General features: G+C 35.4%; 17 protein-coding genes and 1 CRISPR repeat array. Of the genes, 13 read left to right on the forward strand and 4 right to left on the reverse strand.

Annotation, left to right across the window (positions count from 1 at the left end; translation table 11 throughout):
• The first annotated feature begins 14 nt into the window (after positions 1 to 14).
• From cas1 to FHL06_RS05200, 4 genes are all read left to right on the forward strand, one after another.
• Positions 15 to 923, forward strand: a complete 909-nt coding sequence (gene cas1 / locus FHL06_RS05185) for a type II CRISPR-associated endonuclease Cas1 (RefSeq protein ID WP_153385168.1) — start codon at positions 15 to 17, stop codon at positions 921 to 923.
• A gap of 11 nt (positions 924 to 934) precedes the next feature.
• Positions 935 to 1,243: a CRISPR-associated endonuclease Cas2 gene (cas2, locus tag FHL06_RS05190; RefSeq protein WP_153385186.1), complete on the forward strand. Its 309-nt coding sequence runs from the start codon at positions 935 to 937 to the stop codon at positions 1,241 to 1,243.
• The gene (locus tag FHL06_RS05195; protein ID WP_153385169.1) at positions 1,240 to 2,262 is read left to right on the forward strand and encodes a P-loop NTPase family protein; all 1,023 of its coding nucleotides are present in this window, start codon (positions 1,240 to 1,242) and stop codon (positions 2,260 to 2,262) included. Before cas2 ends, FHL06_RS05195 begins: the two co-directional genes overlap by 4 nt.
• Positions 2,263 to 2,287: 25 nt before the next feature.
• Positions 2,288 to 2,785: a CRISPR direct-repeat array (repeat unit 36 nt; unit sequence GTTTTTGTACCCTTAAAGATTTAGAAACGATAAAAC).
• Positions 2,786 to 2,948: 163 nt separating this feature from the next.
• A complete protein-coding gene (locus tag FHL06_RS05200; RefSeq protein WP_153385170.1) occupies positions 2,949 to 3,659 on the forward strand; it encodes a hypothetical protein in 711 nt (236 codons plus the stop codon).
• Between the two features lie 40 nt (positions 3,660 to 3,699).
• On the opposite strand, the gene FHL06_RS05205 is transcribed toward FHL06_RS05200, so the two are convergent.
• Both FHL06_RS05205 and FHL06_RS05210 read right to left on the reverse strand, forming a co-directional pair.
• Entirely contained in the window at positions 3,700 to 4,551 is an 852-nt protein-coding gene (locus FHL06_RS05205; protein ID WP_153385171.1) for a DUF368 domain-containing protein, read from the reverse strand.
• An 85-nt stretch (positions 4,552 to 4,636) separates the two neighbouring features.
• Positions 4,637 to 6,550 (reverse strand): ABC-F family ATP-binding cassette domain-containing protein, encoded by a 1,914-nt coding sequence (locus FHL06_RS05210; RefSeq protein WP_153385172.1) that lies wholly within the window; start codon positions 6,548 to 6,550, stop codon positions 4,637 to 4,639.
• 137 nt (positions 6,551 to 6,687) lie between these two features.
• Between FHL06_RS05210 and FHL06_RS05215 the strand changes: the two genes are divergently transcribed.
• The 5 genes from FHL06_RS05215 (at position 6,688) to FHL06_RS05235 (ending at position 12,431) form a co-directional block, all read left to right on the forward strand.
• Positions 6,688 to 7,353 carry a redox-sensing transcriptional repressor Rex gene (locus FHL06_RS05215; protein ID WP_153385173.1) on the forward strand — a complete coding sequence of 222 codons (666 nt, stop codon included), beginning with the start codon at positions 6,688 to 6,690 and terminating at the stop codon, positions 7,351 to 7,353.
• A 19-nt stretch (positions 7,354 to 7,372) separates the two neighbouring features.
• Positions 7,373 to 8,341: a mannose-6-phosphate isomerase, class I gene (gene manA / locus FHL06_RS05220; protein WP_153385174.1), complete on the forward strand. Its 969-nt coding sequence runs from the start codon at positions 7,373 to 7,375 to the stop codon at positions 8,339 to 8,341.
• Between the two features lie 452 nt (positions 8,342 to 8,793).
• The gene (locus tag FHL06_RS05225) at positions 8,794 to 10,074 is read left to right on the forward strand and encodes a cation:dicarboxylate symporter family transporter (RefSeq protein ID WP_153385175.1); all 1,281 of its coding nucleotides are present in this window, start codon (positions 8,794 to 8,796) and stop codon (positions 10,072 to 10,074) included.
• A gap of 441 nt (positions 10,075 to 10,515) precedes the next feature.
• Positions 10,516 to 10,863, forward strand: coding sequence for a hypothetical protein (locus tag FHL06_RS05230; protein WP_153385176.1), 348 nt, complete (start codon positions 10,516 to 10,518; stop codon positions 10,861 to 10,863).
• Positions 10,860 to 12,431 carry a hypothetical protein gene (locus FHL06_RS05235; protein WP_153385177.1) on the forward strand — a complete coding sequence of 524 codons (1,572 nt, stop codon included), beginning with the start codon at positions 10,860 to 10,862 and terminating at the stop codon, positions 12,429 to 12,431. Before FHL06_RS05230 ends, FHL06_RS05235 begins: the two co-directional genes overlap by 4 nt.
• A 76-nt stretch (positions 12,432 to 12,507) precedes the next feature.
• Here FHL06_RS05235 and FHL06_RS05240 read toward each other — a convergent pair whose 3' ends face one another.
• Positions 12,508 to 13,134, reverse strand: coding sequence for a CPBP family intramembrane glutamic endopeptidase (locus FHL06_RS05240; protein WP_238333965.1), 627 nt, complete (start codon positions 13,132 to 13,134; stop codon positions 12,508 to 12,510).
• A gap of 141 nt (positions 13,135 to 13,275) precedes the next feature.
• On the opposite strand from FHL06_RS05240, the gene groES reads away from it, so the two are divergent.
• From groES to FHL06_RS05260, 4 genes are all read left to right on the forward strand, one after another.
• A complete protein-coding gene (gene groES / locus FHL06_RS05245) occupies positions 13,276 to 13,560 on the forward strand; it encodes a co-chaperone GroES (RefSeq protein WP_153385178.1) in 285 nt (94 codons plus the stop codon).
• A 53-nt stretch (positions 13,561 to 13,613) separates the two neighbouring features.
• The gene (gene groL / locus FHL06_RS05250) at positions 13,614 to 15,251 is read left to right on the forward strand and encodes a chaperonin GroEL (protein WP_153385179.1); all 1,638 of its coding nucleotides are present in this window, start codon (positions 13,614 to 13,616) and stop codon (positions 15,249 to 15,251) included.
• A 153-nt stretch (positions 15,252 to 15,404) separates the two neighbouring features.
• Complete coding sequence (locus tag FHL06_RS05255; protein WP_153385180.1) at positions 15,405 to 16,292, forward strand: alpha/beta hydrolase; 888 nt, start codon at positions 15,405 to 15,407, stop codon at positions 16,290 to 16,292.
• 124 nt (positions 16,293 to 16,416) lie between these two features.
• Positions 16,417 to 16,977, forward strand: coding sequence for a hypothetical protein (locus tag FHL06_RS05260; protein ID WP_153385181.1), 561 nt, complete (start codon positions 16,417 to 16,419; stop codon positions 16,975 to 16,977).
• Between the two features lie 54 nt (positions 16,978 to 17,031).
• Here the strand turns inward: FHL06_RS05260 and FHL06_RS15105 are convergent.
• A partial coding sequence (locus FHL06_RS15105) for an IS3 family transposase (RefSeq protein ID WP_153384755.1) occupies positions 17,032 to 17,128 on the reverse strand: 97 nt, incomplete at its 5' end.

A 17,128-nucleotide genomic window follows, 5' to 3' on the forward strand; every position in this document is an offset into this window, starting at 1 on the left:
TTGGAGGTGAATTAATGGCATGGCGAATAGTTCATATTAAAGAAGGAGATATCTTAAGGTTGCGCCTGGACAATTTAGAAGTCAGAAAAAAAGAAGACAAAGTTTATATCCCTCTGTCTGATATTACAATGGTTGTTTTGGAAGGAAATCGCACAACGATTACAACTAAATTACTATCAAGTTTAAGCCAAAATAATATTGGATTAGTAATTTGTGATGATAAGTATTTACCCGTTGGTATCTATCTACCCTATGGCCAATATCATCACTATTCAAAAAGAGTTATCAAACAAGCATCTTGGAGTGATGAACAAAAAGGAGAGCTTTGGAAAGAAGTTGTTGGCCAAAAGATTACTAATCAAATTGCTTATGCCAGATATTATGGTGTTTCTGAAGAACGTCTAGATTTAATGGAATCTCTAGTAAATGAATTAAAAAGCGGAGATTCAACTAATCGAGAAGGACATGTGGCCAAAGTCTATTTTGATTCGCTTTATGGTAATGATTTCACTCGTGGCGACGATAATGTTATAAACTCAGCAATGAATTTTGGATATGCCATAGTCAGATCTTGTATGGCTAGAATAGTAGTTGGTAATGGATTAGTGACGATGTTAGGTATTTTTCATCGTAATGAGTTCAATAGTTTTAATCTAGTTGATGATTTGATGGAACCGTATCGTCCTTTGATGGATTATTGGGTTAATAAGTATGTTCTTAATGATAAGGACTATTTAGATTATGAATCGAGATTAAAAATAATTGAATTCATGAATCAAGAAATAACTCTAAACAATAGAAAAACGACTATTGCAAACTCAATGGAGGAATATGTAGCTAGTTTCATATTAGCGATGGAAGAACACAGCCCTGAATTACTTTTAAAAATAAAATTGAAAAATTTTGTAGGTGAAGAAAGTTGAAGTATCAAAATATGAGAATGATGTGTATGTTTGACTTGCCTGTTGATACTGTCAATGAAAAACGACAATATCGAATTTTTAGAAAAGAATTGATTAGAAATGGTTTCACAATGTTACAGTATTCCGTTTATGCCCGTGCCATTCAAAATCGTAGTGCTGGGAAAAAGTACGAAAAAGCTATCAAACGTTTTTTGCCTGTGCATGGAGAAGTTAGATTGATTGCTGTCAGTGAGAAACAATATAACGATATGAAGATTTTAGTGGGTAGTCGCAGTAAGCAAGAAGAATTGGTTGGTAATAAAGAGCTGGTCATTATATGACATTAAAAATCGAAATAGAAAATCAAAAATTTTTGGAAATAGATTTTGAAGATGCTGCATATATAACGGGCCCGAATAGGAAACAAATCTGGGAAATATATCGCAGTTTATATTATTATTTTCATAAAAATCCCCAACTAACAACGAATATTTATGGCGAAGATGAAATTGAAATATTATATAATGACGATAAATTATCAGTAAGGAATAATAATGTCTATTTTATAAACAGTCGAAACGATATTTATACGCAGATGACTTACAAAAAGGGTACATTATTGTTTGAGTTATTGAATAGCTTGTCTGATGATAATGAGATTGATCACGAAATAGAGCAATTGAATAATGAGACTTTAAAATTAGAAATCATTGTTCAGAAACTATTAAAGACTTACTCAAATAATTTAAGAGCCGAATTTGAAGATACATCATATCTTGAATTATTGAAAAACCGTTTGATAGTAGGATATGAATCAGATGGAATCAATTACCCTTTAGAATTTTTAGATACCGGAGTTTTATTGGATGAGTTTGTTAACTTTTTAGAATTTCAGTTGAAGAGTTTAAGCAAAACTTCTTGGGTAATCTTATATGATATAAGTGGTTTTGTGGCACCTGAAGATGAAGCCAACTTTATTCTGAGTCTTAAAAAATTAACTCTGAATTATGATTTAAAAATCATTTATTTAGGTAACAATCTTGAGAATGTTCCATTAACGTCAGGTGATTTAGAAAAAATAATTATTAGTGCTGATGAATTTCACCAGTTACTACCAAGTGACGAATTAAAAAAGTCAGTCAGTATGCATTATCCTAATAAATATGTGGTAACGGAAATGAACTTCGTAAATTCAATAAGACGAATTTCTCAATATATTGGCAATGATGAAATCAATTTTATTCCAAGTAAAGATTTGGTATTATTGAAGGTAGTAAATGAGATTTTGGGTTACGAGACGTCGCTTGATCCAGAAAAATATTTGCTATCTGATGCAGAGACCAAATTTTTGGAAAATTAATAATAATTCAATTTTTTGATTTGAGGTTTTTGTACCCTTAAAGATTTAGAAACGATAAAACAAATATTTAAAACATAACAATCCTAGTTAGGTTTTTGTACCCTTAAAGATTTAGAAACGATAAAACAACAAGCCCTTGTTTTCCCGAGCCCAGCGGGTTTTTGTACCCTTAAAGATTTAGAAACGATAAAACATTTAGTATTCCTACCACTTTGGATGCTTAGTTTTTGTACCCTTAAAGATTTAGAAACGATAAAACTATACAAAAAATTTGAAAATTACTACGTAGGTTTTTGTACCCTTAAAGATTTAGAAACGATAAAACATCATCTAAGCCAGCTAAGAAGACTACTGAGTTTTTGTACCCTTAAAGATTTAGAAACGATAAAACTTGATTCAATTGTTCGAGCTGTAGAGATACGTTTTTGTACCCTTAAAGATTTAGAAACGATAAAACTCAAAGTAATGTAGGCTGGCTCTTTATTGTGTTTTTGTACCCTTAGAGATTTAGAAATGAATAAACTAAAACCCAGATCTAAATGATCTGGGTTTTTCCGTGCACAAACCATATAAACAAATCAATAAATAAAAACAAAAAAACTGTTATATTTTATTTTTAAAGAATTATAATGCAAATGAAGTGTAATTGTGGATGAGTTATGTTACAAAATATGGGAGGTGTTTTAATGAAAACAACAACGAAAATTTCATATGTCGTTTTAAAGTATGATGATCAAACAGATAATGTTTATACGAAAACATTGAATAATGCCAATCACGCTTATGAGCTACCTAAGTCGACTTTTGTCCAAAAAGAGGACTCAACTTTAGCTGATATCAGGAAATACGTTATTTCAAAGATGATTGATTTTAATGTGAAAATCGATGAAAAACATCTCTTTTTTCCTTTTATCAATGTTTATACTGAAAATCATGAACGTGTCTTTAATTACGTTGCTTTGATTTTTGAATCGAATAAGAATACTTTTTCTTCAATGAATTACGAGTCATGGCATCGAGTAAAGTATGACCATGATACTAAGAGCTGGAACTTAGTTTGGGGGAGTGGATTAAGTGATCCGGTCGACTTTAAATTTAAGGATACAGCACTTAATGAATATGCTGCGAACCCTAAACATAGCGATGAGATGGAATTCTCAAATATCATGCAATTTGTAACTAGGGAAACTGAGGATTTTCCCATTTTAGGTTTACTATCAGGAAATCAATTTACGATGAAACAAGTTTTGCATTACCAAGATTTACTGGGGATGGACGCTTTAAAGCCAGGCAATGATGCTACTTTTGAGAATCGCTATTCAAATTCGATTCAACAGGTTAAAGATAATCGTGTCACCACATCATACGAAATAAAAAATGACTACTTAAAAAAATAACGTTGAGATAAATGATAAATTCATTTTCTCAGCGTTATTTTTATTTATATTTATCTTCCAATTTGCTCATCCACAGAGCTAGTCCGCAACCGAGAATAAAGAAGACGATGCTTAAAATCCAGTCGATACCTGTCACGCCTTGATAAGAAATACTTTCGGGTGAATAAGGATTAGGAATCAAAATTAGAATCGTACTGGCTAAAACTATTCCCAAAATGAAGTGATAGACCCTTGAGTGATGATGTTTGATTAAGTTTTCCATGGCTTTAGAAAAGACCAGCATAGAAATCACGCCACCGATTGCGATGGGGATGAAGACGAGTGGATTAAAATCCTTAAATCCTTGCAGCATCGGCGTGTACAATCCTAAGATAATCAACAAATTAGATGGACTTAAACCAGGGACCAAAACCCCTAGCGCAATCAAAATTCCGGCAATGATGAAGCCAAAGAAATTAGCAGGGATCGTTCCAAAGATTTCACTCATGAAGAAGAGAAACAATCCACCACCAATCAACATGGAGAAAAACCATAAAAGGTCAATTTTGTCACGATCAGTTCGTGAAGTTGATTCTTTGATTAGGGTAGGGAGCGTTCCTAAAATTGTTCCGGCAAAGCCCCACAAGACGATAACTTGATAGTGTTGTAATAAATATTCTAATGGTTTAGATAAGACGCCGATTCCGACAATCCCACCGATTCCTACCGGCAGAAAATAAAGGAAGTCGCGTTTGAAGTTTTCACGGACGTGTGCCATAAAGCTTAAGAGTCGTTCATAGATTCCTAAGATGGCGGCTAAAACGCCACCTGATACTCCAGGAAGAATGAAACCTAAGGCAATCACGATACCTTTGATAAATCTACTTAAAAAATTATCTTGTTTTGTTTTCATTGACCCTCTTTAATAAAAAGTCGTTTAAATTAAATTATCAGATTCATTAGATTAAGGCAATAAAAAAATAGACTAAAGAGTCTACTTATGAATTGAAATCTTCCAATTCAATCGACTTTTCGGTCCATTCTTCTTCAATTTTATCTTGTTGCTGCTTGTTTTCATCGAGTTCTTTTTGCAAGTCGGCCAGTTTGCTATAAGAAGTGAGATTTTCATCTTTAGTCATTTCTTTTTGAATAGCAGTATTTTTGTCTTCGAGTTCAGTCAATTGTTTCTCTAATTCATCAACTTGGCGACGTAATTTGCGTTCTTGTTTTTGTTGCTCTTTAGATTGTTGATATTCAACTTTCTTTTCACTAACAGTTGAAGACTTCTCTTCTGACTCTTCAACAGGCTTGTCAGTGGTTTTTTCTAAGTAGTAGTCATAATCCCCAAGATAGATTTTACTGCCGTTAGAACTGATATCAACTATCCTATCAGCTAGGGTATTTAATAAATACCGGTCATGGGAAACGAAGAGGACAGTTCCAGCAAAACTCTTCAAGGCGTCTTCTAAGACTTCCTTACTGTCAATGTCCAAATGGTTCGTCGGTTCATCCATTACTAAGAAATTATCATTTTCCATAGATAGTTTAGTCAGCATCAAGCGAGCTTTTTCACCACCAGATAAACCAGCAACAGGCTTCAAAACGTCATCGCCGCTGAACAAGAAAGCACCTAATTTATTTCGAATAACTTGTTCATCTAAACGAGGATATAGGTCCCAAATTTCATGCAAAACATCTTTTTTAGGATTTAAACCTTTCAGATTTTGATCGTAGTAACCAATTTGAACATTGGCACCAAATTGACTAGTTCCTTTGATCATAGGAATCTTGCCTAAAATAGATTTAAGAAAAGTTGATTTACCGATACCATTAGGTCCAATAATACCAACACGTTCACCTTTTTTTACATCCAAATTGATAGGCTCAGACATGATTTGATTGTCATAACCGATTGCGGCGTCCTTAACTAGTAAAACATCATTGCCACTTTCCTTGTCGATATCAAATGAGAAGTGGACTGAGCCTTGGTCACTACCAGGCTTATCCAAGACATCCATGTGTTCCAATTTTTTCCGACGACTTTGAGCCATCTTGGTAGTTGAAGCACGAACGATATTTTTTTGAATGTATTCTTCGGTTTTTTTGATTTCCGCTTGTTGTTCTTCGTAATGTTTCCAAGCAACCTCTTGATTTTTCTTCTTTTCTTGAAGATAGAACGAGTAGTTACCTGAATAACGAGTTGAGGAATGTTGATTGATTTCAACGATTTCCGTGACAACTTTATCGAGGAAGTACTGGTCGTGGGAAACGATAACTAAAGCCCCGCGATAGCCCTTCAAATAATTTTCTAACCATTCGACCGTATTGATGTCCAAGTGGTTAGTTGGTTCATCCAATAACAAGATATCGTGGTGTTCCAAAAGCATCTTAGCCATCGCCAAGCGAGACCTCTCGCCACCAGATAAAGTTGAGATTTGGTCATGCCAAACTTCTTCGTCAAAGCCAAAACCCTTGAGAACGCTGCGAATCTCAGATTGATAGCCATAACCATTTTCTTGACGGAAAGTCGTTTGCAAACGGTCGTATTCTTTTAAAATTTGATCGTAGTCGGCTACGGTTGGATCTGCTAATTTTTCTTCCAGTTGGTGCATTTCTTTTTCCTGCTTTTTCAAGTAGTCGAAGACGTGCTCCATTTCTGAGAAGATTTCGCTGTCACTATTCAAACCAGAATCCTGAGCTAGATAGCCAATATTAGTATCTTTTTTTAAGGCAATATTTCCACTATTGTAGCTTTCTTGGTCAGAAATGATTTTTAAGAGAGTTGATTTGCCAACTCCGTTGCGGCCCACTAATCCAATTCGACTGTTGTCTTGAATTTCAAAACTAACATTTGAGAAAAGTTTTTTGGTACCGAAATTTTTCGTAATATTTTGTGCTTGTAATAGAATCAAGTTTATAACTCCTTTATATCTTCACAATTTTATCATTAATTAAGAATTTGTGCCTTTATAGGATTAACGTGTTGCGTTTTTTATGATTTTTATTTAGTATAAATGTTAGTGAAATGACACACATATGGTGGTAAATTATGACAAAAACAACAGTTCCAAACGCAACGATAAAGCGTTTACCAATTTATTATCGATATTTCCAATTTCTCAAAGATGAGGGCACAAAAAAAATCTCTTCTGTAGAACTATCAGAAGGGGTTAAAATCGACAGTGCTACAATTAGACGTGATTTTTCATATCTAGGTGCACTTGGAAAACGTGGTTATGGCTACGATGTCAACGATTTGGTAGCTTTTTTTAAGAAGCTTTTAAATCAAGACAAGAGAACTAACGTAGCCTTAGTTGGTGTAGGTAATTTAGGTAACGCCTTACTAAATTATAACTTTTCTCGAACAAATAATGTTCGAATCGCGGCAGCTTTTGATATTAATAAAGAAATTGTCGGAACAGTTAAGAGTGGAGTTCCAGTTTACGATATCAGTGAACTTAAAGAACAACTCCATCTTCAACAGATTGATGTCTGTATTTTGACAGTTTCTTCTAACGCTGCCCAGACAACTGCTGATATTTTATCAGATGCTGGAGTTCGTGGAATTTTGAACTTTACACCAGTTATTATCAATGTTCCAAGCAGCATCCGCGTTCACTATGTCGACTTGGCAAATGAATTGCAGACGTTGATTTTCTTCTTAGACCGTGATAAATCGAACAAGATAGAAGAATCATCAGAAGAAACAAATTAATTTTTTGGGGGAAATTTTTATGAGTGAACCATTATTCTTAAAGCCAGTATTCCATGAAAAAATTTGGGGTGGCAGAAAACTAGAAACAAAATTTGGATATGACATTCCCGAAGGTTCAATTGGCGAGTGCTGGGCTATTTCCGGACATCCACACGGCAGATCAGAAGTCGAAAACGGAGAATTTGCCGGTCAATATGTTGATGACCTTTGGAAAAACCACAAAGAACTATTTGGCAATCCTAAGGGAGAAGTATTCCCATTATTGACTAAAATTTTGGATGCTGAAGCTAGTTTATCTGTTCAAGTACACCCAGACAATGAATATGCTGCTAAGCACGAACATGAACTAGGCAAGACAGAATGCTGGTACATCATCGATGCTGAACCAGGTTCATACTTGATTTATGGGCACAATGCTAAGAATAAACAAGAACTAGATCAAATGATCGAATCCGGAGATTGGGACCACTTGTTAAGAAAAGTTCCAGTTAAAAAGGGTGAATTCTACTATGTACCAAGTGGAACAGTTCACGCCTTGAACAAAGGAATCATGGCATTAGAGACACAACAAAGCAGCGATACCACTTATCGTCTGTATGATTATGACCGTGTAGATAAGACCACAGGCAAGAAGCGTGATCTCCACATTAAACAGTCAGAAGATACAATCATTGTGCCTCATAAAGACCCACAATTAGATATTGAATCAAAACAAGTTGGTAAAAACAAATTTACAACCTTTGTAAAACCACCAATCTCACCATTCTTCTCAGTCTATCACTGGGAAATCAAAGAACCAGCAAACTTAAAACACCAAATCGGTAAGTATACACTAATTTCAGTCCTAGATGGAACTGGAAAGATTACCGTAGATGGAAAAGATTACGACTTGAAGAAAGGCATCCACTTAATCGTACCAGCCACAGTTAGTGAATGGACCTTGGATGGAGATTTGGATATTATTGCATCTGAATCAGGCGAAGCCTAAGAGAGTGAAGGTGGGGCGACCAGCTCCCGGAGGATAGCCTAGCTTCCCGAATTACTCGCGCTTTTTGCGAGTGATTTGGGAGGCGTAGCTATCTTGTAGGGAGTTGCCCCACCGTAACTCGTTTCCACTATTAAATAGAAAGAATGGTTATTCAATTAACCAATTTTGGTTATTAAATTCTTTCACCCACATCTCATAACCAAAACCCAAATTCTAATAATAAAATCAAAAATAATTCTAAAATACAGAATACAGGAAAATAAAATCCGTATATTCTGTATTTTTTTACTTCAAAATAAACTAAAACAAGAACAATCTTTACACTTGCTTCTGTAAATGTTCGTATAAATTAATAATATGAAAGAAATTTTAATTTGAAATCGTTAACATTTTCCATTTTAAAGAAAAGTCTTCTATAATTAAAATTAAGTTACTTCAAAGGAGAATTAAAATTGCAAAGACAACGGTTTTTTCGAATTAGTCTAGGATGGCAAATCATCATTGGTTTGATTCTAGGTATTATTCTTGGACAAGTATTCTACCAGAATAAGGCTGCTATCCAAGTCATGCAGAACATTGGAACAATGTTCATCTCCATGATTCAAATGATTGTTTTACCAATTGTAATATCCTGTTTGACAGTTGGTATCGCCAATATGGGTGATATTAAAAAGTTGGGCCGGATTGGATTAAAAACTTTAATATATTTTGAAATCATGACCACACTAGCGATTATTATTGGTATTATCGTCGCTAATGTTACTCACCCTGGTACCTTTATTGACATTCACAGTCTAAAAGGTTCGGATATTAGTCAATATACATCGAGCGCTAAATCTGCCAAACATTCGGGTATTTGGTCGATATTGATGAGTATTATACCAACTAACGTCTTCGCCTCACTCGGCAAGGGTGATATGTTGCCTATCATCTTCTTCTCAGTCTTCTTTGGCCTCGGAACAGCTTCAATCGGTAAGCAAGGCCAAGTTATCGTTGATTTGTTGAATGCCGTCGCTAATGTTATGTTCAAGGTCACTAATTGGGTCATGCGGACAGCTCCTATTGGTGTCTGTGCGTTGATTGGTGTTACAGTCGGTGAAATGGGATTCGGTTCCTTGAAGCCGTTGCTGCTCTTTATCATTATTGCCTATGCCACAATGGCGTTTTTCGTCTTTGTCGTTATGGCAATCGTGGGACATATTTTCCATGTTAAGTTTTATGAATTATTCAGAATTATTGAAAATGAAGTCACTTTGGCCTTTACTACTGCCAGTTCAGAAGCAGCTTTGCCAAAGATGATTGAAAAAATGCAAAAATATGGTTCTTCAAAGGGAATCGTTTCATTCGTTATTCCAACGGGGTATACTTTTAACCTTGATGGATCAGCTATTTATCAATCTCTTGCTGCCTTATTCTTGGCTCAAGCCTACAACATCAATTTGACCCTTGGGCAACAAATTACCCTTGTTGTGGTATTGATGTTAACATCTAAAGGGATGGCCGGAGTTCCCGGAGCATCGTTTGTCGTACTCCTAGCCACGGTATCGACTATCGGTGTGCCAATGCAAGGTTTGACCTTCATTGCTGGGATCGACCGTCTTGTAGATATGGGACGTACCGCTGTTAACGTTGTCGGTAATTCTCTTGCAACAGTTATTATTGCTAAGAGTGAACATGAATTCGATGACGATAAGCGTCAAAAGTACGTTGCATCATATAAGCGTGGGGATTAGTTAACTCCCTGTGATATAGACGATTTAAACACATAATTGGAAGTTGCCAAACTCGACTTTCAAGCATTAAAGAAAAAGCTACTAATTCGTATTTTGAATTAGTAGCTTTTTTGGTCTGCATCAAAATGTATTGGGGGGATTTTTTTCTAGAAGCAACTTAGAATGTTTATTCTCAAGAATAACTTAAATAAGGTTTCGGAATAATTTTAAATTCTGAAACTTTATTTTTTTAAATCAAATATTTTATAGAAAGTCAAATTATTAGCTCCGAAATTCAATCTAAATATTGAAAAATATTTTGCAAATATTGACTATTATATATTAAATCTCATGATATAATTCTTTTAGTAAAATGAAAGGGGATTCATAATGCACAAGTCAAATAAATTTTATAAGATATTATTTTGCTTGGTTATGATTTCTTTTTTTGCATGCCTTTTTATGAGTGATAAGTCCAGTGAAATTCAAGCAGACACCTTGGATTCTCCAGTAGCTAATTTGGACTTAAAGGATGAGGTAACGGTTGTACCCAAACATGAGCCAACCGATGATGTTAAGAAATTCTTGGGAATCTGGTTGACTTCAGGATACAATCTACAACCGAATGCGAATACTTATGTCGTTGAAAATAACACGACTAAACTCTATACCGATCAATCGAGATCCTTTGCTACTTTTTTGCTGACGGCTACATTTTGGGCCCACTATCAATGGTACGAAAGTAGCGATGGAAAAACTTGGTCAGAGGTTAAAGAAAAAACGGCGGGAATAAAAAGAATCTTACTTTGACACCGACAGAAGTGGGGACAAAATATTATCAACAAAAAACAGCGTGGTATATGTTTATTTCAGCATTATCGCCAACGGTTTGGTCACAAGTTGCAGCGGTCCACACCTTAGATAGCGACGTCGATGTTGATGATTTAACAGTCACAACTGATGATGATTATATCTATAATCAGACTTCAGATATCACGACGACTTCGACTTATGCCAGAGCACATGTGAAACCAGAAAACTTTACGGGGACGATTAAGTGGAGTATTGATAAACCAGAATTAGCAACTATTGATGAGGAAACTGGTTTAATTACGGCTAATAATCGTTCACAAAGTGGTGAAGTGACCGTTACGGCAACAGCTGTCAACAGTTCCAATAGTGCACCCAAAGAAGCTGAGGCGAAATTAATGGTTGGTGGTGGTTTGGAAGATCAAACCGTTAATGTCGGTGAAAAAGCTACTTTTGCTTTAATGGGAAATATTGGTGAATTCGAAGAACAAGAGGATTTGAACTACTCAATTCGTTGGTTTAAAGAAGATCCAATCACTCATGAACAATCAGAAATTGAAATTGGCAAGAATTCAGTTGCCCATACAACCGATGCAACCACGCTTGATGATGATGGAGCTGAATACTTTGCCCACATTGAAGCAAAGACCAATGGTAAGACTTACGAATACGATACTAACAAAGCTAAATTACATGTCTTGTCAACAGAAGGTCCGACAATTGAATTAGATGAGACTATCAAGAACAATACCTATGACAATAACAGTGATACCGAAAAAACGATTTATGATGTTATCAGTCAAGATAAGGTAGTTTACAATTCCACCATCACTAATACTAGTAATGGTGCTCGGCTCAAGGATGCCACCTATACGGTGCCATTACGATCAGATACAAAAGTTAACAAAGTTTTGATCGATGGCGAAGAGACGAATGATTATTCAGTTACTAGTGGCAGTGGGGAAGATGATTTAAAAATTAAGAACCTCGCTTTTGGAATCAATCAAAGCCATGAAATTGAAATTCAAACGACTGTCAGTGACGTCAACAGTCGTGAGAGCTTCCGGTCCAATGCTCATATAGAAGGAACTGATGATAATGGCAATACCGTCAAGAAAAGTGGCGATACTAGGACTTTAAACTTGATTACCAATAAACTCGAATATCAAGTTAATGATATCGATTATGGAACCATTAAACCAATTGGGAATGAGAAAGTTATCTATCGTCAAGATGAAACTAATTGGCCAAATAATATTATGAACGTTGATGATATGAGAAGAAGTAAATCAGGCGTGCAATTATATTTGAGTCAAGCTGCCGATTTTACTGATGATAGTGGCAATGTTTTACAAGGACATCTCAAGTATTACGATGATGATGGTGAAGCTGATCTTCTCAATAACTCCATTCTTGTTTCCAACTCTACCAGTGGCCAGGGAATGAACTCATTAAGCTGGCGTGCTGACAAGGGTGTGTTACTGGAAATGGATAATAGGATGATGAATGCTTCTGGAAATTACCATACTAAATTAAATTGGACTTTTTTAGATAGTCTTGATGAATAAAATTAGTGCTAAAAAAAGACAGATTATTTTCGATAAAATTCGAAAGTAATCTGTCTTTTTCTGTAAAGTGCTTGACCTAGGCAATAGCCAAAGTTAACACGATGGCATTCATCAATAAGTGACTGCCAGCACTGGCATAAATATTTTTTGATTTGTAATAAACAAATGAGAACCAAAGTCCCATGGCGACATAAACTAAAAATCTTGTATCTTGATGCATGAAAGCAAACAAACAAGCAGAAATTATTGCAGCAATATAAACATTGGTTGGTTTAATCAAGTTAGCGAAGAAAACTCGTCTGAAGATGATTTCTTCCATGATTGGTGCAGCTATCATAACGTAAATGAAATAGTATGGATAAGCTTTGACCATCAATAATAATTGCAAGGTGTTTTGGGAACTGGTATTAGCGTTAAAAATTAATTGATCAGCAAAGCCAATTCCGTATTGCAAAACAATAGCACCGATGGTTCCGATAATAATCCACTGCAAATCATGATTTAAAGTAGTTTTTTTCTCAAATTCATTTCGACCACTTAATTTGACTAAATAAATCATAATTCCGGTTGCAATCAGTGAACCGATAGTCAAAGTAACAAAATAGCCTGAGCCCGTCACAGAAAGCATTGATAGACCAGTACCCAAACATAATAATAGGATATAGGTCAACAGTGTAAAGAACTGATTTGTTTGGTAAGACATAGTTTCCTCCATATTTTTTAAAGGTAAATACTTGCATGTTACTGATAAAATGTTAATATAAAACTTGTGATTAGCACAAGAGAACTTCAAGTGCTAAATATTAATAATAAACTTAAAAATAATCAATCGGAGGGATTTAAATTGTTAAAACCACTTGGAGATAGAGTCATTGTAACAGTCGATAAAGAAGAAGAAAAGACAGTCGGTGGCATTGTTTTGGCAAACAACGCTAAGGAAAAGCCACAAACAGCGCAAGTTATTGCTGTAGGTGACGGATTAGTTGCTGACGATGGAAAGAAAGTACCTATGAGCATTAAAAAAGGTGATAAGATTCTTTTCGATAAATATGCTGGCTCAACAGTTAAGTATGAAGATAACGAATATTTGATCCTTCATGAAAAAGATGTCATGGCAATTGTTGAATAACATTAAAAATTAATCAAATAAAAATTTAAATTAATTATGGAGTGTGAAAATTAATGGCTAAACAAATTAAATTTTCAGAAGATGCACGTTCAAAGATGATGGCTGGTGTCGACAAGCTAGCTGATACAGTTAAGACAACACTTGGACCTAAAGGTAGAAACGTTGTTCTTGAAAAGAGCTATGGTTCACCTGAAATTACAAATGATGGTGTTACGATTGCTAAGAGTATTGATTTAGAAGATCACTTTGAAAACATGGGTGCTAAGTTAGTTTCTGAAGTTGCTTCAAAGACAAATGATATTGCTGGTGATGGTACTACTACAGCTACTGTCCTTGCCCAAGCAATCGTTAAGGAAGGTATGAAGAACGTTACAGCTGGTGCAAATCCTGTTGGTATCAGAAGTGGTATCGAAAAGGCTACAAAGGCTGCTGTTGATGAACTTCACAACATTTCACACAAGGTTTCCGGCAAGAGCGATATTGCTCAAGTAGCTTCAGTTTCATCAGCTAGTGAAGAAACTGGTAAATTGATTGCTGATGCCATGGAAAAAGTTGGTAACGATGGTGTTATCACAATTGAAGAATCAAAGGGTATCGATACGACACTTGATGTTGTTGAGGGTATGCAATTCGATCGTGGATACATTTCACAATACATGGTTACTGATAACGACAAGATGGAAGCTGACTTAGACAATCCATACATCTTGATTACTGATAAGAAGATTTCAAATATTCAAGATATCTTGCCATTGCTACAAAAGATTGTTCAACAAGGCAAGTCATTGCTTATCATTGCTGATGATATTGAAGGTGAAGCTCTACCAACACTTGTTTTGAACAAGATTCGTGGTACATTCAATGTCGTTGCCGTTAAGGCTCCTGGCTTTGGTGACCGTCGTAAGGCTCAACTAGAAGATATTGCTACATTAACAGGTGGTACAGTTATTACTTCTGACCTTGGCCTTGAACTAAAAGATACAACTATGGATCAATTAGGTTCAGCTGGTAAAGTTACAGTTACAAAGGACAACACAACAATCGTTGAAGGCTCTGGCGATAAGGATGCTATTGACGAACGTGTTGGCTTACTTAAGAAGCAAATTGGTGAAACAACATCAGACTTTGACAAAGAAAAGCTTCAAGAACGTTTGGCTAAATTAGCCGGTGGCGTTGCTGTTGTTAAAGTTGGTGCTGCTACTGAAACTGAATTGAAAGAACGTAAGTACAGAATTGAAGATGCTCTAAACTCAACACGTGCCGCTGTTGAAGAAGGTTACGTTGCTGGTGGTGGTACAGCTTTGATGAATGTACTTGATAAGGTTACAAGCCTTAAAGAAGACGGTGACGTCCAAACAGGTATCAACATCGTAGCTCGTGCACTTGAAGAACCACTACGTCAAATTGCTGAAAATGCTGGTTTCGAAGGTTCAGTTATCGTTGAACACATCAAGCAACAAGATAATGAAGTTGGTTTCAATGCTGCTAGCGACAAGTGGGAAAACATGGTTAAGGCCGGCATCATCGACCCAACTAAGGTTACTCGTTCAGCTCTACAAAATGCAGCCAGTGTTGCCGCATTGTTGTTGACAACTGAAGCTGTTGTTGCTGACAAGCCAGAACCAAAAGATAATAACGCTGCTCCAGCAGGTGGCAATCCTGCAGCCGGCGGTATGGGCGGCATGATGTAATTTTTAAATAAATTACTGATTGGTTAGTCTTGATTTAAATATTTAAATTAAAAATTAATTACCTCTTAAGTGAGTAGATTGAAAATGAATCTATTTACTTGAGAGGTTTTTTTGTTGAATAAAGTTATAAAATAAACATGGGGTGTTTATTTCATGACAAATCAAAAAATTACTGAAGCTATTTTAGCAATGAGAAAAGAATTCCAAACAAATGATGATAAAAGGGATGCTGGACTTCCCACCAAGGTTAAAGGTGTTAAAAGAATCGATAACCTTTCTTATGGTCCAGATCCCAAATGGAATCTCTTAGATATTTATTTACCAGAAAATGTTGATAAACCAATTCCAACAGTTATTAATATCCATGGTGGCGGCTGGTGCTATGGAACAAAGGAAACATATCAATTTTATGGCTTGAATTGGGCTAAGAATGGTTTTGCTTTTGTTAATCCTAATTACCAGCTAGCTCCAGATGCAGTTTTTCCAGAAGAATTGAATCAAGTCGACCAATATATCCATTGGGTAGCTAATCACGCTAAAGAATATGATTTAGATACTAACAATGTCTTTTTAGTCGGTGACAGTGCTGGTGGTCAAATGGCTGAACAATATGTAACCATTTTGACCAATAATAAGTATCGCAAATTGTTTGGTTACGAATTACCTGATTTGAAATTCAGGGCAGTAGCTTTGAATAGTTCAGCTAATTTCATGCTTGATCCAGGGACTATCTCAGGTGCTGTCGGTGGCTACTTTACGGATGAAGTTGTGAAATCTCAAAGAGAAAAGCTAGATACCGAAAAATACATCAATCAAGACTTTTTACCAACTTATATCTCAACTGCAAATAATGATTTTGTCAGAAACAACTCGATCAAAATGGATGGTTTCTTAACGGCTAAAGGAATTACGCATATTTGTAAAATGTATGGAGATCAAGAACATCCCAGAGCACATGTTTTCTTAATTAACCAAAAAGATGATATTGCTAAACAAGCTAATGACGATGAAGCAGAGTTCTTTAAAAAATATCTTAAATAGAATTAAAAATAAGCGATAGTAGATTAAACTCTATTATCGCCTTTTTATTTCCTATGTTACGATTAAAAGTATAAAATTATTAATTAGCAATAATAACCGTAAACTAATAGAAGAGAGAACCAGAATGGAAAGTATCGAATTTGGTCAAAAGATCAATTATGTACCAATGGCAATCAGTTGGGGAATCGGATTAATCATCGGACTAGGAATTGCCTTTTTCACCCATCTAGTGCTCCTAGCAGTGATTTTAGGAGTTACCTTTTTAGTGATCAGCGGGCTAGTTTTTGCACGTACCTTGAGCGATTTTTATGGCTATTGGGAAGTAGACAATAATGGAATCAAATCTTTCGATTATCAAAACTTTGCGGTCAGATTTCAATCAATTTTGATGCCATTTAGCGAAGACCAATTTATTTTTAAATTTAGCGATATTAAAGCTTTGACCGTTGTCGTGGGAAAAGATATGAATGCACCTGCCAACGTTTTAGGTGGTTCATTCAATGCCCCTAAGAAAATAATATTTAATTTGCCAACACCATATTATTTACGAGTTCAATTAAAAGATAGTCGTGAAGTCAACCTTGATTTGTCAGTCGATTGGGAAGATAGCGAAGCAATTCAGTACGTCATAGCCATGATTTGCGATAAAGCCAATATTGGAGCTGACATTGTTAAACAAGCATAAATAAAAAGCTAGTAATCATCAAACTGAAGTGAACCCCATTAATTGGAGTTTATTTTAGGCAATCAGTTGGTCGGAAAGATTCCGGTATTCTACCGGTGTCTTTCCGGCCAATTTTGTCCTTATCCTTTTGTTGTTATAGTAATATACATAT

This window comes from Companilactobacillus halodurans, from assembly GCF_009600985.1.
In the GTDB taxonomy this organism is placed as follows: Bacteria; Bacillota; Bacilli; order Lactobacillales; family Lactobacillaceae; genus Companilactobacillus; species Companilactobacillus halodurans.